Below are 19,872 nucleotides of genomic sequence, written 5' to 3'. Positions count from 1 at the left end.
GAGATGAAGAAAGTGCTTGTGGCTCGCCCTACGTTTCCTGATGTGATCGAGCGCCTGAAACAGTATTTCGAAGTCGACGTGAACCTGGGCGACGTGCTGCCGCAAGACGAGTTCGCGCGCCGGCTCGCCGATAAGGACGGCGCGTTCACGGCCGGCGAGATGGTCGGCGAGAAGGAACTGGCGGGCGCGCCGAACCTGAAAGTGGTGGCCAACATGGCGGTCGGCTACAACAACTTCGACATGCCGGCGTTCGACGCGCATAAGGTGCTCGGCACCAACACGCCGCATGTGCTCAACGAAAGCACCGCCGATTTCGGCTGGGCGCTGATGATGGCGGCGGCGCGCCGCGTCACCGAGTCGGAGCACTTTCTGCGCGCGGGCAAGTGGCAGAAGTGGTCCTACGATTCGTTTCTCGGCGTCGACGTGTACGGCTCGACGCTCGGCGTGATCGGCATGGGACGCATCGGGCAGGCGCTCGCGCGGCGTGCGAGCGGCTTCAACATGCGCGTGATCTATCACAACCGCTCGCGCGTCGCGCCAGAAATCGAGGCGCAGCTCAACGCGGAATACGCGTCGAAGGAGGACCTGCTCAAGCGCGCGGATCACGTCGTGCTCGTGCTGCCGTACTCGAAGGAAAGCCACCATACGATCGGCGCGGCCGAGCTTGCGCTGATGAAGCCGACGGCCACGTTGACGAACATCGCGCGCGGCGGAATCGTCGATGACGCGGCGTTGATCGAAGCGCTGCGCGAGAAGCGCATCGCGGCAGCGGGCATCGACGTGTTCGAAGGCGAGCCGAATCTGAATCCCGGTTTCCTCGCGCTGGAGAACGTCGTGCTCACGCCGCATATCGCGAGCGCGACGGAGACGACGCGTCGCGCCATGGCGAACCTCGCCGCGGACAATCTGATCGCCGCGCTGGGCGAAGGCCCGCGCGCAGGCAATCCGCCGAACCCGATCAACCCTGGCGTGCTCGGCTCATGATCGAATTGCTGTACGGCGCGCTCGCGTTGCTGGCGGTCGCGCTGGTCATCGCGTTGGTCGCGCTCGTCGCTGTCATGCGGCGTGCTGCGAACGTCGATATCGACGAGGAATTCGCCGCGCTCACCGATCGCGTGAACGACATGGGCGAGGCGCATGCCCGCGCGCAGGAGCGGCTCGAACGCGGACTGCGCGGCGATATCGCGGAACATGCACGCGTCTCGCGCATGGAATCGCAGGGCGGCTTCGCGCAGTTTCATCAAACGCTCGCGACGCAACTGGCGAGCACGTCGAGCGTGCAAAACGCGCAGTTCGACGCGCTCGCCCAGCAACTCGCGCAGCAAAGCCAGCAGGCGCGCGAGGATCAAAGCAACGCGCTCAAGCGTTTCGCCGATTCCATGACGCTGCATCTCGCGCAACTTTCGGAAGCCAACGACCGGCGCCTGGCGGAAGTGCGGGCGACACTGGAGGCGCGCCTCAAGGACATCGAAGCGAACAACGCCGCGAAGCTCGAAGAAATGCGCCGTACGGTCGACGAGAAACTGCACGCGACGCTGGAGCAGCGGCTCGGGGAATCGTTTCGGCTGGTGTCGGAACGGCTGGAGCAGGTGCATCGCGGACTAGGTGAGATGCAGTCGCTGGCCGCGGGCGTCGGCGATCTCAAAAAGGTGCTCACCAACGTCAAGACGCGCGGCATCTGGGGCGAAGTGCAGCTCGAATCGCTGTTGGAGCAGTTGCTCACGCCCGATCAGTACGCGAAGAACGTCGCAACCGTGCCGCACAGCAACGAACGCGTCGAGTTCGCAATCAAGCTGCCGGGCCGGCATGACGCGCCCGGTATCGCCGGTTCATCGGGCGATGTCGCGACGCCGGTGTGGCTGCCCATCGACGCCAAGTTTCCGCGCGAGGACTACGAGCGTCTCATCGACGCGCAAGAGCGCGCCGATCCTGTTGCGGTGGAAGAGGCGTCGCGCGCGCTCGAAGGGCGCTTGCGCGCCGAGGCGCGGGCGATCGCGCAGAAGTACGTCGCGCCGCCTTATACGACGGATTTCGCGTTGCTCTTCCTGCCGACCGAAGGCTTGTACGCCGAAGTGCTGCGTCGCCCGGGCTTGAGCGACTTTTTGCAACGCGAGCACCGCGTGAGCGTGGCTGGCCCGACGACGCTCACCGCGCTGCTCAACAGTTTGCAAATGGGATTCCGGACGCTCGCCATCGAGAAGCGGTCGAGCGAAGTATGGCAAGTGCTCGGCGCGGTCAAGACGGAGTTCGGCAAGTTCGGCGACGTGCTCGCGCGCACCAAGGCGCAGCTGGAAACCGTCACGCGGTCGATCGAGGCGGCGCAGACGCGCACGCGTCAGATGGGCAAGCGCCTGCGCGACGTGGAGGCGCTGCCGCACGAGAAGGCGGCAGGCGTTCTGGGAGATTTATCGTCGCCCGAGAGCGACGACGAATTGTGAAGCGCGCTCAGGCGGCGTCAGCCGCGAGGCGATCCAGCGAATCGCCGGTAATACGCACGACGCGCCAGTCCGGCAGCACGGTCGCGCCCATCTTCTCGTAGAAGTCGATGGCGTTCTGATTCCAGTCCAGCACCGACCATTCGAAGCGTCCGCACTGACGCTCGACGGCGAGCGCGGCGAGCTTTTTCAGCATCATCGTGCCGACGCCGCTGCCGCGCAGCGCAGGGCGCACGTAGAGGTCTTCGAGATAGAGACCGCGCTTGCCGAGAAAGGTCGAAAAGTTGTGGAAGAAAAGGGCATAGGCGACGACTTCGCCTGCCTGTTCCGCGACGAGCGCCTCCGCTGCCGGGCGCGCGCCGAAGAGCGCGTCGCGCAAGCCGTCCTGCGTCACGACAAAGAGATGCGTGAGCTTCTCGAACTCCGCGAGTTCGAGCATCAGGCCGTAGATGGCGCCGATATCGGCGGGCGTGGCGGGCCGAATGGATGCGGCGCTCATGCTTCTTCCGGTGCGTCGGACAGCACGATTTCGATGCCGCCGAAGCGCGACGCCACCCAGTTATACGCGTGGCAGGCAATCCACAGCAGCACGAAACCGAGGATCGCGTTGAGCAGCAGCGCGCTCGTGACCGTGCTCACCTCGACCGAGCCGTAGCGCACGAACGCGACCACGACGCCGAGCAGCACGATCGGCACGCTGAAAGTCAGATACACGAGGATCAGCGCCTTGGCCGTCTGTCCCGGTGCGATGGATGAGATCTGCTTTTTCATGGGAGGAGAACCCCGTCTATCGATAGTTGGAATGTGGGTCGCCGCGGCTTCGTGCATGATGAGTTCGCTATTAACTGTTAGCTGTCAGATGAGGCCGTCGAACGGCACGATGTTCACTTCGTCGCCCGCGTCGATATCGGCGCGGTCGTGTTCCAGCACGATGAAGCAGTTCGCCTCGCTCATCGAACTCAGCACCCCCGAGCCCTGCGGGCCCGTCGTCGCGACGGTCCACTGGCCGGCCTGGTCGCGCGTGGCGATTCCGCGCTGAAACTCGGTGCGGCCCGCGCGCTTTCGGATCGGCTCGCTGCAACGCGCCCGGATCACGATCGGCGCTTGCCGCGCGGCGCCGGACATCGCCAAGAGCGCCTCGCGCACGATGAAGTAGAAGGTCGCCATGACCGCGACCGGATTGCCCGGCAAGCCGAAGAAGAGCGCCAACTTGCCGGTGCCCGCACGCGGACCGGACCACAGACGGCCGAACGCAAGCGGCCGGCCGGGGCGCATCGCAATTTTCCAGAAGGCGATGTCACCGAGCGAGTTCATCAGTTCGCGCGTGAAGTCGGCGTCGCCCACTGACACGCCGCCCGAGCTGATGACCACGTCCGCCGCAACCGTCGCCTCGCGCAGCGCTTTTTCCAGCGACGCGCGATCGTCGCGGACAATGCCCAGATCGACGGTTTCGACATTCAGCCGGCGCAGCATCGCGAAAAGCGTGTAGCGATTGCTGTCGTACAGCGTGCCGGGCGTCAGCGGTTCGCCGACGGAGCGCAGTTCGTCGCCCGTCGAAAAGAACGCGACGACGAGGCGCTTCTGCACGTCGACCTCCGCAATGCCGAGCGACGCCAGCAAGCCGAGATCGGACGCGCGCACGATGCGGCCCGCGCGCAACGCCGGCTTGCCGCGCGCGAGGTCTTCGCCCGATAGCCGCCGGTTTTGGCCTGCGCGGACGGCGTCGGCGGGGAAGCGAATGGCGTCGCCTTCGCGGGTGACGAGTTCTTGCGGCACGACGGTGTCGCAGCCCTCCGGCATCAGTGCGCCGGTCATGATGCGCACGCATTCGCTCGGCGCTGGACGACCCTCGAACGGCCGTCCGGCGAGCGCGGCGCCAGCGACTGCGAGCGTGCAAGACTGCGCTGCCGACGAGAGCGCCGCGCCGGAGAACGCATAGCCGTCCATCGCGGAGTTGTCGAACGCCGGCACATCGATGGGCGAGACGACGTCTGCGGCGAGCACGCGGTTCAGCGCATCGAAGAGGGCGACGCGCTCCACCTGCTGCGCCTGCCCGCGCGGCATCGCCCATTGACGCACGATTTCCTGCGCCGCCTCGACGGGCAACGCATTCGGATCGTACTGAGCGACGCAACCGGACAGTGGCTTCAACGTGGTCATGAACAGGCGTGAGGCGCGACGCGCGCGAGAAGCGGCAGCCGCCGCGTGACGAAAGGCCGCCGCTGGGCTGGCGCAACGCTGTGCGAGCGCCGGCGTCTCGTTACCGGCGCTCCAGCTCGGCTAGCTGGCGTAAATCATTGATATTGTAAAACGCGCGATCCTCGTGAAATGGCACTTGCACCGCCTTGTGGCGCGCGTACCACGCGCGAACTTTGCGCTCGCCGGCCGCGAGCCGGGCGTCGAGATCGTCGGCGAGGGAGGCGCGCACGAGCGCGAAAACCGGATGCGCGATGCGCTCGCCGGCCGGTTCGATCGTCGCGGCATAGGCGATGTCGGCGTTTTCGGCGTCGAGTGCTTCGCCGAGCAGCAGGGCGAGCCGTTCATCGACGAACGGGGCGTCGCACGGCGCGATCAGCACGAACTCCGTGTGTGCCGCGCGCAGAGCGGCCGCGATGCCCGCGAGCGGGCCGGGGTAGTCGCCAAGCGTGTCCGCGATCACGCGGGCGCCGAACGGCGCGGCAAGTTGCGAATAGGCCTCGATGTTCCGGTTGGCGCTGATGAGCATGGCGCTCACTTGCGGCGCGAGGCGGCGCAGCACGTGCAGCGCGAGCGGTTCGCCGAAGAACGGCTGCATGCCTTTGTCGACGCCGCCCATGCGCGAGCCACGCCCGCCCGCAAGCACGAGTCCGGTGACGTTCGATGCTGGAGCGGCGGGCGCAGTTGCAATCACGTCAAAAAACTCAGCCGCCGATGTACGACATTTCCACGCGCGGGCCGTCTTCGCGCGAGGCCGCCGACGCGCTGCCGCGCAACTGCGAGTAGCGGTCGCCGCGCGCTTCCCAGATGCGGGCGATGGCCGTGGCCACGTCTTCATCGGTCGCACCGCCGCGGATCAGGGCGCGCAGGTCGTGGCCTGCGGACGCGAAAAGACACAGATAGAGCTTGCCTTCGGTGGAAAGCCGGGCGCGCGTGCACGAGCCGCAGAAGGCGCGCGTCACGCTGGAAATCACGCCGATTTCGCCGCTTCCATCGCAATAGCCCCAGCGTTGCGCGGTTTCTGCGGCGGTGTGCGCTTCGAGAGGCGCGAGCGGGAAGTGCGCCGCGATGCGCTCGACCACCAGGGCGGACGGCAGCACTTCGCTCATGTTCCAGCCGTTGGACGCGCCGACATCCATGTATTCGATGAAGCGCAGAACCACGCCGCTGCCTTTGAAATGGCGGGCCATCGGCACGATTTCCTGGTCGTTCGTGCCGCGCTTGACGACCATGTTGACCTTGATCGGCGCGAGGCCGGCCGCTTGCGCCGCCGCGATGCCGTCCAGCACGTCGGCCACGGCAAAATCGGCGTCGTTCATGCGGCGAAAGAGGGCGTCGTCGAGCGCGTCGAGACTGACCGTGACGCGCGAGAGGCCCGCGTCCTTCAACGACCGAGCCTTGCGCGCCAGCAGCGAACCGTTGGTCGTGAGCGTGATGTCGAGCGGCCGGCCCTCGGGCGTGCGTAGCTGCGCGAGCCGGTCGATCAGGAATTCGATGTTCTTGCGCAGCAGTGGCTCGCCGCCCGTCAGGCGAATTTTCTCGACGCCGTGCGCGACGAACACGCGTGCGAGCCGCTCGATTTCCTCGAACGACAGCAGCGCGGAATGGGGGAGAAACGGATAGTCCTTGTCGAAGACATCGCGCGGCATGCAGTAGACGCAGCGGAAGTTGCAGCGATCCGTGACCGAAATGCGCAAGTCGCGCAGGGCGCGCGCGAGTGTGTCCGTCAGCAAGCCGGATGGCGCTGCGGCGGCGCCGGCGAAATCCGGGATCGCGCTGACATCGGCTAACGGGATGATGCGTCGGGACATGGCTGCTCGGGACTTCGGTCGAAAAGGCGATCAGCCCATTTTAGCGGAAGCGGGCAAGTCCGGCCGGGCACAGCCGGGCTCGGCGGACCGGGCTTTCCACTAGTGCGGAAAGAAAAAACGCCATCGACCCGAGGTCGATGGCGTTTTGCGTGCTACATCGCGCGGCCTGACAAGTGGCCGCGCAACCGGTCAGTGCGCGCTCTTGCCGGTTTCCACCTGCTGCATCGGGGCGGTGTCGAGCGGCGGAAGCGGCTTGCGCTCGCGCGGCACGCGTACCGGCGCCGGTTCCTGCGCGGCGGCGGCATTGGCCGCGCGCAGCTTGTCGGCGTCCGTGTTCACCCAGACGAGGCCGGCGGTGTCGAGCATCGGCTTCAACGCGTCCGTTCCCGTCGACGATGCGGCGGGCGTCGGTTGCGTCGCGGCAGGCTTCACCGGCTCGGACACGACCGGAACCTGCGGCTGTGTCGTCACTTCGGGCTGCGCCATCGGCGCGGCTTCCGACTGGATCGGCTCGACGGCGGTCGCAGCCGGCGTCGAAGCGATCGCGGCGGTTTTCACCGGCTCGGAGATCACAGGCGCTTCCGGCGGTGTTTCCGCCTGGCTTGCAGCTTCGACGGGCTTCGGCTCGTCGACTACCACCGGCGCGAACGGATCGACCGGTTCCGTTTCCGCGACCTTCGGCGACGGCCCGAACGGGTTCTCGACGGCCGGCGCCCCTGCGGGCTTCGCGAAGATGTCCGGCGCAGGCTGGGAATCCGCGTTGGCTTCTACCTTCGCTTCTTCGCTCGCTTGCAACGGCTCGGCTTGCGCGGCCGGCGCTGCTACCGGCGCGGCTTCCTGCGGCTGCGCCTGGCGGCTGGCCTCAACCGGCTCCGACTCGGCTGCAACCGGACGCGTTTCACGGCGTGCGGCGGCTTCCTGCGCGGCTTCGGCGTCGAAGACACCGGCCTGCGCCGACGTGCTCTCGGCTGCGCCTTCGGCTTCCGCGACATCGGCGGCGTGGTTCACGGTCATGCCTTCTTCATCGCGATCACGGCGACCGCCACGGCGACCCCGGCGACGGCGGCGGCGCTCTTCGCCTTCGCGCGCGGCTGCGGCCTGATCGGCGGAGACGGCATCGACGTCTTGCTCCAAAGCGTCGGCATTGAGCGGCGTGGTGTCCGCGATATCCGGTGCTGCCGTCTCACCTTGCGTCAATGCCTCGACGGCGGCTTCCGGCTGCGGCTTGCGGCGCTCAGCGCGTTCGGGGCGCTCGGCACGTTCGGGACGCTCCGCGCGCTCCGTCCGTTCGGCGCGTTCGCCGCGGTCCGCGCGCTCGCCACGGTCCGGACGCTCGCGGCGTTCCTGACGCTCGGCGGCTTCCGGACGCGGTGCGCGCTCGGCGCCACGTTCCTGACCGCGATCGCGCGGCTCACGCGGCTCACGAGCCTCGCGAGCCTCGCGCGGTTCGCGGGCTTCACGCGGTTCGCGCGTCTCGCGGGGTTCACGCGCCTCGCGCGGTTCCCGGGCTTCGCGCGGCTCGCGGACTTCGCGCAGTTCACGGCCTTCGCGTCCTTCGCGCGGCTCGCGGCCTTCACGCGTGCCACGTCCTTCGCGATCTTCGCGACGGGCAGGCTGACGGCTCGCACCGTTGCCGGTGGCCGCCGCGCCATTCGCGGCCGCGCCTTCACGGCCCGCGCCGCCGCGACGATTGCGATTGCGGTCGCCGCCGCCCGTGCGCTCGCCGCGTTCGGTGCGCTCGCGCTGCGGGCGCGCTGCCGGCTGCGCTTCGACGGGTGCCGGCGCAGGCTTCACTTCAGGATGAATGCCGAAGAGGTTCTTGATCCAGGCGATGAAACCGCCGGTCGCCGGCACGGGAGTCGGCGCGGGGGCGGGCGCGGGCGCCGCTTCGACAGGCGCGGGCTTGACCGGCGCGCTCGGCGCCGGCTTCTCGGGCGTGATGCCCTTGACCGCCGCTTCCTGCTTCGGCTTCACTTCCTCGGCGCGCTTGCTGTAGCCGGTCTCGGATTCGAGTTCGCTCGCCGCTTCGACGGCCATCTTCCACGAGGCGCGCGGGTCGTCCAGACGCGCATCGTCGTGACGCAGGCGCTCCAGCTTGTAATGCGGCGTCTCCAGATGCTTGTTCGGAATCAGAACGACGTTCACTTTGAAGCGCGACTCGATCTTGTTGATTTCCGAGCGCTTTTCGTTCAGCAGGAAGGCGGTCACCTCGACCGGCACCTGGCAATGAATCGCCGCGGTGTTTTCCTTCATCGCTTCTTCCTGAATGATCCGCAGCACTTGCAGCGCGGACGATTCGGTATCGCGGATATGGCCCGTGCCGTTGCAGCGCGGGCAGGTCACGTGGCTGCCTTCGGACAGCGCCGGACGCAGGCGCTGACGCGACAGTTCCATCAACCCGAAGCGCGAGATCTTGCCCATTTGCACGCGCGCGCGGTCGTGCTTGAGCGCGTCTTTCAGGCGCTGCTCGACTTCGCGCTGGCTCTTGGCCGACTCCATGTCGATGAAGTCGATCACGATCAGGCCGCCCAGGTCGCGCAGGCGCAACTGGCGCGCGACTTCGTCGGCGGCTTCGAGATTGGTGCGCGTGGCCGTTTCCTCGATATCCGCGCCCTTGGTGGCGCGCGCCGAGTTCACGTCGATGGCGACGAGCGCCTCGGTGTGATCGATCACGATCGCGCCGCCCGAGGGAAGCGGCACCGTGCGCGAGTACGCCGTTTCGATCTGATGCTCGATCTGGAAGCGCGAGAAGAGCGGCACGTCGTCGTGATAGCGCTTCACCTTTTGAAGGTTGTCGGGCATCACGATATCCATGAAGGCGCGCGCCTGGTCATGGATTTCGGTCGTGTCGATGAGGATTTCGCCGATATCCGGCTGGAAATAGTCGCGAATCGCGCGGATGACGAGGCTCGATTCGAGATAAATGAGCATCGGCTGGCCAGCGACGCCGCTTTGCGACGCGGCTTCGATCGCGCGCCACAGTTGCATCAGGTAGTTCAGGTCCCACTGGAGCTCTTCCGCCGAACGGCCGATGCCGGCCGTGCGCGCGATGATGCTCATGCCTTCGGGCAGTTCGAGCTGCGCCATGGTTTCGCGCAGTTCCTGCCGCTCGTCGCCTTCGATTCTGCGGGACACGCCGCCGCCGCGCGGGTTGTTCGGCATCAGCACCAGATAGCGGCCGGCCAGCGAAATGAACGTGGTCAGCGCCGCGCCCTTGTTGCCGCGCTCTTCCTTTTCGACCTGAACGATGAGTTCCTGGCCTTCGCGCAGCGCATCCTGGATGCGCGCGGAGCGCATCTCGACGCCGTCGCGGAAATACTGGCGGGCGACTTCCTTGAACGGCAGAAAGCCGTGGCGGTCCTCGCCGTAGTTGACGAAGCAGGCTTCGAGCGACGGCTCAATGCGGGTGACGACTCCCTTGTAGATGTTGCCTTTGCGCTGTTCGCGCCCGGCGGTTTCGATGTCGATGTCGATGAGCTTCTGTCCATCGACGATGGCGACGCGCAGTTCTTCTTGCTGCGTCGCATTGAACAGCATGCGTTTCATTGAACGGCTCCAGAGCGGCTTTGACCCTTCCTCGTCTGGCGAATCGGCGCGGATTCGAACATCGGCGCGAAGCGGGAGGGCGGGCGTGCCACGCTTTTTGTGTTGTCACAAAAGCACGCCGGAGCGGATTTTAGGCGGGAGAATTGCCGAAAGCTGGCATCGGGCCGACGAATGCGGCGGCCGGGCCAAGGGGCACATGCGACAACGGCAGCGCGCAGAGGCGATGCGGCCCGTGGCAAGGACGAACGGCGGCGCGGGGCTTTCCGCGTCTCGAAATGGACGCACGGAAAGCCGCAGCGCTCTTTCAACAGAGCCTTTCCCTCCCGACGGCGTTCGCGAAAGGAAGAGCGGTGTCGCGCGAACCGGCGCGATGCTTCGTTACCGATCTTCGTCTTCGCGGACGTGCCGCGCCGGCAGCCGCGGGCTACGTGCTCCCGCCTGCTTGCCGTGTCTCGCCTCGTTGCGGCGTTTTTTTGCGTCTCGCGCTTCGCAGGAATCAGCGCAGCAGCGAGATGCGTCGCCGTTGTTCGCAAATCGGCGAGCCCCGATGTGCCGTCTTCGCCCCTTGCTCGATGGCAGGGCGGAATCGGGCAGGCAGCCGGTTAAACGCCCGGATGCCATCAGTTCTCGCCGATGAAATTCTTTTTGACCAAAAATCCGTTACCGATCGGCGATCGACCCGACCGAACGCGCCTGTGGGCTCCGTCCCTGCCGGTGATATCGCCGTGCGTGCAACTCGTTGCTCGATTTTCCGGGCGAGCAACCGGCCCTGGGCGCAAGTAAAATAACGGTTTATCGCTTGCACCTGTACAGTCTAATGAATCGCGCCGTAGCTCCTCATGGGTAACTGAGTCGAGTCCGGCCTTTTCAGGCTGCTCGCAAATTATATTCAGAATGAATGAGTTAGGCAAAACATCCCATAAACAAGTTGCGAGCGAGCGCACGTCGATGATCGAAGTCGATGAAACCGCTGCCGGACAGCGCATCGACAACTTCCTTCTCCGCGTCTGCAAGGGCGTGCCCAAGAGCCATATTTACCGGATTCTCCGCAGCGGCGAAGTGCGCGTGAACAAGGGCCGCATCGACGCCGCGTATCGGCTGGAGCTGGGCGATCTCGTGCGCGTGCCGCCCATTCGCATCGCGCAGGCCGACGAAGCGCCCGTGTCGTCGAATGCGCCCGCCGCCGAATTCCCGATTCTTTTCGAGGACGAGCACCTGATCGTCATCGACAAGCCGTCGGGCGTCGCGGTGCACGGCGGCAGCGGCGTGGCGTTCGGCGTCATCGAGCAAATGCGCAATGCGCGGCCGACCGCGAAGTTTCTGGAACTGGTGCATCGGCTGGACCGGGAAACGTCCGGCGTGCTCATGCTTGCCAAAAAGCGCGCGGCGCTCGTCAATCTGCATGAGCAGATTCGCGAAAACCGCGTCGACAAGCGCTATTACGCGCTCGGACACGGCGACTGGCCGAGCGACTGGGGCCGGCGGCGTATCGTGAAGGCGCCGCTGCACAAATACGTGGCGGCGGACGGCGAGCGGCGCGTGCGCGTTCAGGAAAACGGGCTGGCGTCGCATACGGTCTTCAATCTCATCGAACGCTGGCCGGATTACGCGTGGGTCGAAGCGGAACTCAAGACCGGCCGCACGCACCAGATTCGCGTGCATATGCAAAGCATCGGCCTGCCGATTGCGGGCGACGCGAAGTACGGCGACTTCGCGCTGAACAAGGAACTCGCGCGGCCGAGCGCGATGCCTTCGCTCAAGCGCATGTTTTTGCACGCGTATCGGCTAAAAATTACGCATCCCGCGACGGGCGCGCCGCTGCAGTTCGAAGCGCCGCTGCCCGCCGAGTGCAAGCGCTTCATCGAACAACTCAAAAACCGAGAGACATAAATGGCGCGGCAGCAATTCGATCTGATCGTTTTCGACTGGGACGGCACGCTCATGGATTCGACCGTCCATATCACGCGGAGCATTCAGGCCGCGTGCCGCGATCTCGGCCTGCCCGTGCCCGCGGACGAATCCGCGAGCTACGTGATCGGCCTGGGCCTGAAAGACGCGCTGCAAATCTGCGCGCCGACGCTCGACACGAAGGACTATCCGCGCCTCGCCGAGCGGTATCGCTTCCATTTCCTGACGATGGGCCAGCAAACCGAGCTCTTCGCCGGCGTGCGCGAACTGCTGCAGGAACTGCGCGACGAAGGCTATTTTCTGGCGGTGGCGACGGGCAAGAGCCGCGTCGGGCTGAACCGGGCGCTGGATCAGTCGCGCTTGACGAGCCTTTTCGACGGCACGCGCTGCGCCGACGAAACCTTCTCGAAGCCGCATCCGGCGATGCTCCACGAACTCACGCGCGAATTGGGGCAGGACCTTTCCCGCACGCTGATGATCGGCGACACCACGCACGACCTGCAAATGGCGATCAACGCGGGCGCGGCGGGCGTGGGCGTCGCGTACGGCGCGCATCCGGCGGCTTCGCTCACCGCGTTGCAGCCCCGTTTCTGCGCGGATAGCGTCGCGTCGCTGGCCGGCTGGCTGCGGGAGCACGCATGACCGAGCCGACACGAGAAGCGGTGCGCGTCTGCGCGTCGGAGGAACTGGTCGATGGCGGCGCGGGCGTGCGGCTTGGCGCGCAGGAGGCAAGCGGCGAGGCGGTCGTTTTCTTCGTCCGATACGACGGCAAGCCGTACGGCTATCTGAACCGCTGCGCGCACGTGCCGATGGAACTGGACTGGGCCGAGGGCCAGTTCTTCGAAAGCTCGGGCCTATACTTGATGTGCGCGACGCACGGCGCGATCTACGAGCCGGACACCGGCAAATGCGTCGGCGGCCCGTGCCGCGGCGCGCGGCTTCGGCCTCTGGCGGTCGAGGAACGCGAGACGCCGGAAGGCCGCGCAGTGTTCTGGCTGCCCGACGACGCGCTTCGCCCCGCCTGATTTCCCTTTTCCATTCTTTGACGCGGCTGCACGCCCGGAAGACCACGCATGTCCGATAACCTTTCGCCCAACCCACGCGGCAACGACAACTGGGAGCGCGACGCGCTGGAACGCGTCGCGCTTGCCGCCATTCGCGAGCAACGCGCGGCGCGCCGCTGGCGCATCTTTTTCCGCTTCGTCTTTCTCGCGGTGCTCGCGCTGATTGCGTGGGGCGTGTTCGATTTCACCGGCGATCACGTCGCCAAATCCGGCAAGCACACGGCGCTGATCGACCTCCAGGGCGAAATCTCCGCGAACGGCGACGCGAGCGCCGACAACATCGACGGCGCGCTCGAAAGCGCGTTCGAAGACGACGGCACGGCGGGCGTGATCCTGCGCATCAACAGTCCGGGCGGCAGTCCGGTGCAGGCGGGCATCATCAATCGCGAGATTCGCCGGCTGCGCGCGAAGTATCCGAAGACGCCGCTGTACGTGGTCGTCGACGACATGTGCGCGTCGGGCGGCTATTACGTCGCGGCGGCGGCAGACCGCATTTACGTGGATCGCGCGAGCATCGTCGGGTCGATCGGCGTGCTGATGGACGGCTTCGGCTTCACGGGCCTGATGGACAAGCTCGGCATCCAGCGCCGCATGCACACGTCCGGCGCGAACAAGGGCGCGTTCGATCCGTTCTCGCCCGAAACGCCGCAGATGACCGCGCACGCGCAAGCCATGCTCGACGAGATTCACACGCAGTTCATCGACGCCGTGAAGCAGGGCCGCGGCAAGCGCCTGAAGGACGATCCGGATCTCTTCTCCGGCATGTTCTGGACGGGCGAGAAGAGCGTTCAGCTCGGTCTCGCGGACGGCTTCGGCGACGCGAATTACGTGGCGCGCGAGATCATCAAGCAGCCGGATATCGTCGATTACACGCAGAAGGAAAGCATCAGCGAGCGCGTGGTGCGGCGCTTCGGCGCTTCCGTGGGCGATGCCGCCGTGCGCGCGCTGACGCTCGGCGGCAAGGTGCAGTTGCGCTGATTCGGAACGCTTTTTACGACGCGAGCAGCAGAAAAATAGCCGGGCGCTTGTGCAGGTCCGGCGCGGTTTCTTTCTTCCAGTCCGCCGCCGTGCGCGTGACGATTTTTTCGCCCGGCAGCGTCAGATCGACGGCCACGCAAATCAGCGTCGAGGGCGCGCAGGCCGCGACGAGCGTGTCGAGCATCGCGCGGTTGCGGTACGGAGTCTCGATGAAAATCTGCGTCTGATTCGCCTTGCGCGACAACTGTTCGAGCTCGCGCAGGCGCTTGCCGCGTTCCGCTGCATCCACCGGCAGATAGCCGTTGAACGCAAAACTCTGGCCGTTCATGCCCGAGGCCATCAGCGCGAGCAGGATCGAACTCGGACCGACGAACGGCACCACTTTCACGCCGCGCTCGTGCGCTCGCCGCACCAGCAGCGCGCCTGGATCGGCGACGGCGGGGCAGCCTGCTTCGGACACGAGGCCGGCGTCGGCGCCCGCGAGAATCGGCGCAAGGAGCCGGTCGATTTCGGCGCGCGGCGTGTTCACGTTCAGCTCGCGTATCTCGATTTCCTGAATCGGCCGTTGGGTGCCGACTTTCTTCAGAAACGCCCGCGTGGTTTTCGCGTTTTCGCCGATGTAGTAACCGAGCGCCGCAGCCTGTGCGCGCACCGGCTCGGGAAGCACGGACGCGAGCGCGGCGGCGTCGCCTTCGCCGAGCGTATTCGGAATCAAATAGAGAACGCCGCTCATGCTGCCCCCAGAACCGGGAAGCCGGCCGCGCGCAGCATCTTCGTCAACGCGATGAGCGGCAGGCCGATGAGCGCCGTCGGGTCATCCGAGTCGATCGCGTCCAGGAGCGCGATGCCCAGCCCCTCGGATTTCGCGCTTCCCGCGCAGTCGTAGGGCGTTTCAGCGCGCAGATACGCTTCGATTTCGGCGTCGGAATAATCGCGAAAGCGCACGCGCGTGACGATATCGGCGGATTGCACGTCGCCCGTGCGCGTGTCGAAGAGGGCGAGTGCAGAGTGGAATTCGACGCTGCGGCCACGCATCGACCGAAGCTGTGCGACGGCGTTGTCGTGCGTGCCAGGCTTGCCGAGTTGACGGCCATCGAAGGTCGCGACCTGATCCGAGCCGATCACGAGCGCGCCCGCCGCGTCCTTCATGCGCTGCGCAGCGGCGCGCGCCTTCGCGATCGAAAGCCGCACGGCGGTGGCTTCGGGCGTTTCGCCTTCGAGCGGGGTTTCGTCGATATCGGGCGAAACGACGTCGAACGGAATGCGCAGGCGTTGCAGCAACTCGCGCCGATACGGCGAACTGGACGCCAGCACGAGGCGCGGCGCTTGAGGAATCGACATATTCAAAACCGGTGAAATGGGTGGATAAGCCACAGACCGCGTTCGCGGCCTTAACTATTTGACTCGAAAGAATAAAGCCTATATGATTTTGGGCTTTTCATCGGCTGCCACGGCATTGGCGCGTGGCGAGGCCGCGAGCACCGAGCTACGGCAACGCAAATCAACGCGTGCCCGGCGTGCTCTAAGCCGGCGGGCAGTGCATACTGAGCGCACGGATCACCGGCCGCTTGTATCCAAGCAAGCACGGAAAGCGCTGCATCGGCCGATGAAAGAACGAACAACCCGGCATAAGGCAGGAGCGCGCATGACTCAGAATCCTGGCAAACCTGCGAGCCTCGCTGATCTGCGCGCGCTCGACCTTTACGACTTCGCCGAGAACAAACGGCAGGCAGCGGGCGCGTTGCGTACGACGCAAATGCCGCGCATGTTAGCCGAAGTACCGGCGGACGCGCCAGAGGACGACACCGTCTTCACGTGGCAGGGCGAGGGCTCGACCCAGCCGGAATTGCAGGACGACGGCACGGAAGCGCCGCAGCCGTATCTGCGCCTCGCGGTGCACGGTTCGGTGTGGCTCACGTGCCAGCGCTGTCTTTCGCCGTATTCGCAACATCTCGACGTCGACGCGACGTATCGGATCGTCGCGACGGAGGAAGAAGCAGACGAGTATCCGCTCGACGAAGATGAAATCGAAGTGATCGTCGGCTCGCGCCAGTTCGATCTCATCGACTTGATCGAAGAAGAGTTGTTGCTTTCCTTGCCGCTCGTGCCGAAGCACAGCGTCTGTCCGGAAGTGCATGAAAGCCTGCTCGCAGGCAGCGCGGAGGACGAGGCCGACGAAGGCGGCGAGGAAGCCGAGAAACCGAATCCGTTTGCCGTTCTGGAAAAGCTCAAGACGAGCGGTTCGGACGGCAAGAAGCATTGATGGCGCGGTGCGGCGAATCTTCGCCGCACGCAATCTCCCGCTTCGAGCGGTGGGCCGGGACGGCCGGAGTTTTCCGCGAACGCGGAGACAGGCCGCCCTGTGTTAGAATTCGCAAAATTTTTCTGGAGTAATCATGGCAGTTCAGCAAAACAAGAAGTCGCCGTCCAAGCGCGGCATGCACCGTTCCCACGACTTCCTCCCGACGGCGCCGCTGGCTGTCGAACCGAGCACGGGTGAAGCGCACCTGCGTCACCACGTGAGCCCGAACGGCTACTATCGTGGCAAGAAAGTCGTCAAGACGAAGAACGACTAAGCGTTCGTTCTGCGCTTTGCCGCGTGCGCATCGCCGTCTTGCGGTGGCTCGCGCCTGGCACGCTGTTGACACTTTCCCGGTACGACAAGAAGGCGGCATTTCACTGCCGCTTTTTTGTGCCTGAAATTCGTCGCTTTCCATGACCGTAAAGATAACCATTGACTGCATGGGAGGCGACCACGGTCCGGCCGTGACCGTTCCCGCCGCTGTCAATTTCGTGCGCTCGCATCCCGACGCGCACCTGATGCTCGTCGGCATCGAACAGGCGATCCGCGCCCAGCTGAAAAAGTCGAAGGCGCTCGACGAGTCGCGTCTGACCGTCGTTCCAGCAACCGAAGTCGTCGCCATGGACGACCCGGTCGAAGTCGCGCTGCGCAAGAAAAAAGATTCGTCGATGCGCGTGGCGCTCAACCTCGTGAAGGAAGGCGAGGCGCAGACCTGTATTTCCGCAGGGAATACGGGCGCGCTCATGGCGGTGTCGCGCTATGTGCTGAAAACGCTCGCAGGCATCGAGCGGCCGGCCATCGCCTTCGCCATGCCGAGCCAGAAGGGCTATACGACCGTGCTGGATCTGGGCGCGAACGTCGATTGCGAGCCCGAACATCTGTTGCAGTTCGCCGAAATGGGCCACGCGCTCGTGTCCGCGATCGAAGGGCGCGAGCGGCCGACCATCGGGCTGCTCAACATCGGCGAAGAAGTCATCAAGGGCAACGAAACGATCAAGCGCGCGGGCGAATTGCTGCGCGCGAGCACGCTCAACTTCTACGGCAACGTGGAAGGCAACGACATCTACAAAGGCACGACCGACGTGGTCGTGTGCGACGGCTTTGTCGGCAATGTGGCGCTGAAAACGTCGGAAGGGCTCGCCAAGATGCTCTCCGACATGATCAAGGAAGAGTTCACGCGCTCGCTTTCGAGCAAACTGATGGCGCTCGTCGCCATGCCCGTGCTCAAGCGGTTCAGAAAGCGCGTCGATCCGGCGCAATATAACGGCGCGGCGCTCCTCGGGCTGCGCGGGCTCGTGATCAAAAGTCACGGCTCCGCGGAAGCGTACGGCTTTGAGTGGGCGATCAAACGCGGGTATGATGCCGTCAAAAATGGCGTGCTCGAACGCCTCGTGCGCGCGATGGAGGAAAATGCGTTGTCCGCGCCGTCCGCGCCGTCCGCGCCAGAGGCGGGCACGAGCGCACCGGCTGCCGATGCGTCCGCCGACGCGCTCGCGCTTCAGCCGAATTCCTCGCCTAACCCCTCGCCTAACCCGCCGGACGCGTCCGGCACCGCGCAACACACGAAGGCATAATGGCTCAATCCAATCTCTACGCTCGCGTGCTCGGCACTGGCAGCTATCTGCCGTCCGAGCGCATCTCGAATCAGGCATTGGCGGACCGTCTCTCGCAGCAAGGCGTCGAGACGAGCGACGAATGGATCGTCGCGCGCACGGGCATCCACGCGCGGCACTTCGCGGCTCCCGATCAGACCACGAGCGATCTCGCGCTCATCGCTTCGCAAAAGGCCATCGCGGCGGCGGGCATCGATCCGCAGTCGATCGACCTCATCATCGTCGCTACGTCGACGCCCGACTTCGTGTTTCCGAGCACCGCGTGCCTCTTGCAGAACAAGCTGGGCATCAAGAACAACGGCGCGGCGTTCGACGTGCAGGCCGTGTGCTCGGGCTTCGCGTACGGCATGGCGACGGCGGACAGCTTCATTCGCAGCGGCATGCATCGCACGGCGCTGGTCGTCGGCGCGGAGACGTTCTCGCGCATTCTCGACTTCAAGGACCGCACGACCTGCGTGCTGTTCGGCGACGGCGCCGGCGCAGTGGTGCTGCAGGCGTCGGAAGAACCGGGCGTGCTCGCGAGCGCGCTCCACGCGGACGGCAGCTACGCCGACATTCTCTGCACGCCGGGCAACGTGAACGGCGGCGTCGTGAGCGGCAGCGCGTTCCTGCACATGGACGGCCAGGCGGTGTTCAAGCTCGCCGTCAACGTGCTCGAAAAGGTCGCGATCGAAGCGCTCCAGAAGGCGCACCTCACGCCGCAGGAAATCGACTGGCTCATTCCGCATCAGGCGAACATCCGCATCATGCAGAGCACCTGCCGCAAGCTGCACTTGCCGCAGGAGCGCATGGTGGTGACGGTCGGCGACCACGGCAATACCTCGGCGGCGTCGATTCCGCTCGCGCTCGACGTCGCGGTGCGCGACGGCCGCATCAAGCGCGGACAGAACGTGCTGATCGAAGGCGTCGGCGGCGGCTTCACGTGGGGCGCGTCGGTTTTCCGCTACTGATTCTTTCATCCGTCTCCCTCCATTAATCTGCAACTGATCCGCTGTCGATGAAGCTGCGCGCCGGGTGCGCAACCGGCGACGCCGCGCGCGCCCTCGACGCCTACGCAGATCATTCCAATCCAACGAGGACGATATGAAATTTGCGTTCGTTTTCCCGGGCCAAGGCTCGCAATCGATCGGCATGCTCAACGCATTCGCCGATCACGCCGTGGTGCGCGAGACGGTGCAACAGGCATCGGATGCGCTCGGGCAGGATCTCGCCAAGCTGATCGCCGAAGGCCCGGCCGAAGACCTCAATCTGACGACGAACACGCAGCCCGTCATGCTCACGGCGGCGTACGCCATCTACCGCGTATGGGAAAAGGAAACCGGCCTCGCGCCCGCGCTGGTCGCGGGCCACAGCCTCGGCGAGTACACGGCGCTGGTGGCGGCCGGCGCGCTCGCTTTCGCGGATGCCGTGCCGCTCGTGCGCTTTCGCGCGCAGGCAATGCAAAGCGCGGTGCCGGTCGGCGAGGGCGGCATGGCGGCGATTCTCGGCCTCGACGACGACACCGTGCGCGCGGTGTGCGCCGAGAGCGCGTCGGCGGGCGTCGTGGAAGCGGTGAACTTCAATGCGCCGTCGCAAGTGGTGATCGCGGGCGCCAAGGCGGCTGTCGAAAAGGCGTGCGAAGTGGCGAAGGCGAAAGGCGCGAAGCGCGCGTTGCCCCTGCCGGTTTCCGCGCCGTTCCATTCGTCGTTGCTGAAGCCCGCATCGGACCAACTGCGCGACTATCTCGCGAACGTCCGCATCGAGCCGCCGCGCATTCCGCTGATCAATAACATCGACGTCGCGCAGGTCTCCGACCCCGCCGCGATCAAGGACGCGCTCGTGCGTCAGGCCGCGGGTCCGGTGCGCTGGGTGGAGTGCGTGCAGGCAATGGCGCGCGAAGGCGTCACGCATGTGTTCGAATGCGGTCCGGGCAAGGTGCTCGCGGGTCTGACCAAGCGCATCGACGGCAATCTTGTCGGCGGCGCCGTGTTCGATCCCGCCTCGCTCGAGGAAACGCGCAAACTGATCGCTGGATAAGAG

At 65.6% G+C, this 19,872-nt stretch carries 19 protein-coding genes; 11 read left to right on the top strand and 8 right to left on the bottom strand.

Annotation, left to right across the window (positions count from 1 at the left end; all coding sequences use genetic code 11):
• The first annotated feature begins 3 nt into the window (after nt 1-3).
• Nucleotides 4-984 (top strand): 2-hydroxyacid dehydrogenase, encoded by a 981-nt coding sequence (locus NCR37_RS09375; protein WP_250472746.1) that lies wholly within the window; start codon nt 4-6, stop codon nt 982-984.
• Nucleotides 981-2,438, top strand: a complete 1,458-nt coding sequence (locus tag NCR37_RS09370) for a DNA recombination protein RmuC (protein WP_250472745.1) — start codon at nt 981-983, stop codon at nt 2,436-2,438. Before NCR37_RS09375 ends, NCR37_RS09370 begins: the two co-directional genes overlap by 4 nt.
• Nucleotides 2,439-2,445: 7 nt before the next feature.
• Here the strand turns inward: NCR37_RS09370 and NCR37_RS09365 are convergent, their stop codons facing one another.
• The 6 genes from NCR37_RS09365 to NCR37_RS09340 form a co-directional block, all read right to left on the bottom strand.
• Complete coding sequence (locus tag NCR37_RS09365) at nt 2,446-2,934, bottom strand: GNAT family N-acetyltransferase (protein WP_250472744.1); 489 nt, start codon at nt 2,932-2,934, stop codon at nt 2,446-2,448.
• On the bottom strand, nt 2,931-3,206 hold the full coding sequence (locus NCR37_RS09360) for a hypothetical protein (protein ID WP_049655276.1): 276 nt from the start codon (nt 3,204-3,206) through the stop codon (nt 2,931-2,933). The genes NCR37_RS09365 and NCR37_RS09360 overlap by 4 nt, the downstream gene beginning before the upstream one ends.
• 84 nt (nt 3,207-3,290) lie before the next feature.
• Nucleotides 3,291-4,595 carry a molybdopterin molybdotransferase MoeA gene (moeA, locus tag NCR37_RS09355; protein ID WP_250472743.1) on the bottom strand — a complete coding sequence of 435 codons (1,305 nt, stop codon included), beginning with the start codon at nt 4,593-4,595 and terminating at the stop codon, nt 3,291-3,293.
• A gap of 100 nt (nt 4,596-4,695) precedes the next feature.
• Entirely contained in the window at nt 4,696-5,250 is a 555-nt protein-coding gene (gene mobA, locus NCR37_RS09350; RefSeq protein WP_250472837.1) for a molybdenum cofactor guanylyltransferase MobA, read from the bottom strand.
• Between the two features lie 85 nt (nt 5,251-5,335).
• Nucleotides 5,336-6,442 carry a GTP 3',8-cyclase MoaA gene (gene moaA / locus NCR37_RS09345; protein ID WP_250472742.1) on the bottom strand — a complete coding sequence of 369 codons (1,107 nt, stop codon included), beginning with the start codon at nt 6,440-6,442 and terminating at the stop codon, nt 5,336-5,338.
• 189 nt (nt 6,443-6,631) lie between these two features.
• Nucleotides 6,632-9,988, bottom strand: a complete 3,357-nt coding sequence (locus NCR37_RS09340) for an Rne/Rng family ribonuclease (protein ID WP_250472741.1) — start codon at nt 9,986-9,988, stop codon at nt 6,632-6,634.
• Between the two features lie 894 nt (nt 9,989-10,882).
• Here NCR37_RS09340 and NCR37_RS09335 point away from each other — a divergent pair.
• From NCR37_RS09335 to NCR37_RS09320, 4 genes are read left to right on the top strand one after another with little or no spacing between them, the layout of a single operon-like run.
• Complete coding sequence (locus NCR37_RS09335) at nt 10,883-11,878, top strand: RluA family pseudouridine synthase (RefSeq protein ID WP_250472740.1); 996 nt, start codon at nt 10,883-10,885, stop codon at nt 11,876-11,878.
• The gene (locus NCR37_RS09330; protein WP_250472739.1) at nt 11,879-12,538 is read left to right on the top strand and encodes an HAD-IA family hydrolase; all 660 of its coding nucleotides are present in this window, start codon (nt 11,879-11,881) and stop codon (nt 12,536-12,538) included.
• Nucleotides 12,535-12,921: a Rieske (2Fe-2S) protein gene (locus NCR37_RS09325; protein ID WP_250472738.1), complete on the top strand. Its 387-nt coding sequence runs from the start codon at nt 12,535-12,537 to the stop codon at nt 12,919-12,921. Before NCR37_RS09330 ends, NCR37_RS09325 begins: the two co-directional genes overlap by 4 nt.
• A 48-nt stretch (nt 12,922-12,969) precedes the next feature.
• Nucleotides 12,970-13,938, top strand: a complete 969-nt coding sequence (locus NCR37_RS09320; protein WP_250472737.1) for a S49 family peptidase — start codon at nt 12,970-12,972, stop codon at nt 13,936-13,938.
• Between the two features lie 13 nt (nt 13,939-13,951).
• On the opposite strand, the gene NCR37_RS09315 is transcribed toward NCR37_RS09320, so the two are convergent.
• Nucleotides 13,952-14,671: an SAM-dependent methyltransferase gene (locus NCR37_RS09315; protein ID WP_250472736.1), complete on the bottom strand. Its 720-nt coding sequence runs from the start codon at nt 14,669-14,671 to the stop codon at nt 13,952-13,954.
• Nucleotides 14,668-15,279 (bottom strand): Maf-like protein, encoded by a 612-nt coding sequence (locus NCR37_RS09310; protein ID WP_250472735.1) that lies wholly within the window; start codon nt 15,277-15,279, stop codon nt 14,668-14,670. Before NCR37_RS09310 ends, NCR37_RS09315 begins: the two co-directional genes overlap by 4 nt.
• 304 nt (nt 15,280-15,583) lie before the next feature.
• On the opposite strand from NCR37_RS09310, the gene NCR37_RS09305 reads away from it, so the two are divergent.
• From NCR37_RS09305 to fabD, 5 genes are all read left to right on the top strand, one after another.
• Nucleotides 15,584-16,201 carry a DUF177 domain-containing protein gene (locus NCR37_RS09305; protein ID WP_250472734.1) on the top strand — a complete coding sequence of 206 codons (618 nt, stop codon included), beginning with the start codon at nt 15,584-15,586 and terminating at the stop codon, nt 16,199-16,201.
• A 133-nt stretch (nt 16,202-16,334) separates the two neighbouring features.
• On the top strand, nt 16,335-16,514 hold the full coding sequence (rpmF, locus tag NCR37_RS09300) for a 50S ribosomal protein L32 (protein WP_159836666.1): 180 nt from the start codon (nt 16,335-16,337) through the stop codon (nt 16,512-16,514).
• A 139-nt stretch (nt 16,515-16,653) separates the two neighbouring features.
• Entirely contained in the window at nt 16,654-17,814 is a 1,161-nt protein-coding gene (gene plsX, locus NCR37_RS09295; protein WP_250472733.1) for a phosphate acyltransferase PlsX, read from the top strand.
• Entirely contained in the window at nt 17,814-18,803 is a 990-nt protein-coding gene (locus tag NCR37_RS09290) for a beta-ketoacyl-ACP synthase III (protein ID WP_250472732.1), read from the top strand. The genes plsX and NCR37_RS09290 overlap by 1 nt, the downstream gene beginning before the upstream one ends.
• A gap of 133 nt (nt 18,804-18,936) precedes the next feature.
• Nucleotides 18,937-19,869: an ACP S-malonyltransferase gene (fabD, locus tag NCR37_RS09285; protein WP_250472731.1), complete on the top strand. Its 933-nt coding sequence runs from the start codon at nt 18,937-18,939 to the stop codon at nt 19,867-19,869.
• Nucleotides 19,870-19,872 lie beyond the last annotated feature (3 nt).

The organism is Caballeronia sp. GAFFF1, from assembly GCF_023630705.1.
Classification (GTDB): Bacteria; Pseudomonadota; Gammaproteobacteria; order Burkholderiales; family Burkholderiaceae; genus Caballeronia.
The sequence above is the reverse complement of the archived record's forward strand: the minus strand, read 5'-3'. Positions and strand labels throughout refer to the sequence as shown.

Bases quoted from the DNA above. Each gene is read 5' to 3' on its own strand.
- NCR37_RS09375 (WP_250472746.1), top strand. From the start codon at position 4: ATGAAGAAAGTGCTTGTGGCTCGCCCTACGTTTCCTGATGTGATCGAG.
- NCR37_RS09370 (WP_250472745.1), top strand. From the start codon at position 981: ATGATCGAATTGCTGTACGGCGCGCTCGCGTTGCTGGCGGTCGCGCTG.
- NCR37_RS09365 (WP_250472744.1), bottom strand. From the start codon at position 2,934: ATGAGCGCCGCATCCATTCGGCCCGCCACGCCCGCCGATATCGGCGCC.
- NCR37_RS09360 (WP_049655276.1), bottom strand. From the start codon at position 3,206: ATGAAAAAGCAGATCTCATCCATCGCACCGGGACAGACGGCCAAGGCG.
- moeA (WP_250472743.1), bottom strand. From the start codon at position 4,595: ATGACCACGTTGAAGCCACTGTCCGGTTGCGTCGCTCAGTACGATCCG.
- mobA (WP_250472837.1), bottom strand. From the start codon at position 5,250: ATGGGCGGCGTCGACAAAGGCATGCAGCCGTTCTTCGGCGAACCGCTC.
- moaA (WP_250472742.1), bottom strand. From the start codon at position 6,442: ATGTCCCGACGCATCATCCCGTTAGCCGATGTCAGCGCGATCCCGGAT.
- NCR37_RS09340 (WP_250472741.1), bottom strand. From the start codon at position 9,988: ATGAAACGCATGCTGTTCAATGCGACGCAGCAAGAAGAACTGCGCGTC.
- NCR37_RS09335 (WP_250472740.1), top strand. From the start codon at position 10,883: ATGAATGAGTTAGGCAAAACATCCCATAAACAAGTTGCGAGCGAGCGC.
- NCR37_RS09330 (WP_250472739.1), top strand. From the start codon at position 11,879: ATGGCGCGGCAGCAATTCGATCTGATCGTTTTCGACTGGGACGGCACG.
- NCR37_RS09325 (WP_250472738.1), top strand. From the start codon at position 12,535: ATGACCGAGCCGACACGAGAAGCGGTGCGCGTCTGCGCGTCGGAGGAA.
- NCR37_RS09320 (WP_250472737.1), top strand. From the start codon at position 12,970: ATGTCCGATAACCTTTCGCCCAACCCACGCGGCAACGACAACTGGGAG.
- NCR37_RS09315 (WP_250472736.1), bottom strand. From the start codon at position 14,671: ATGAGCGGCGTTCTCTATTTGATTCCGAATACGCTCGGCGAAGGCGAC.
- NCR37_RS09310 (WP_250472735.1), bottom strand. From the start codon at position 15,279: ATGTCGATTCCTCAAGCGCCGCGCCTCGTGCTGGCGTCCAGTTCGCCG.
- NCR37_RS09305 (WP_250472734.1), top strand. From the start codon at position 15,584: ATGACTCAGAATCCTGGCAAACCTGCGAGCCTCGCTGATCTGCGCGCG.
- rpmF (WP_159836666.1), top strand. From the start codon at position 16,335: ATGGCAGTTCAGCAAAACAAGAAGTCGCCGTCCAAGCGCGGCATGCAC.
- plsX (WP_250472733.1), top strand. From the start codon at position 16,654: ATGACCGTAAAGATAACCATTGACTGCATGGGAGGCGACCACGGTCCG.
- NCR37_RS09290 (WP_250472732.1), top strand. From the start codon at position 17,814: ATGGCTCAATCCAATCTCTACGCTCGCGTGCTCGGCACTGGCAGCTAT.
- fabD (WP_250472731.1), top strand. From the start codon at position 18,937: ATGAAATTTGCGTTCGTTTTCCCGGGCCAAGGCTCGCAATCGATCGGC.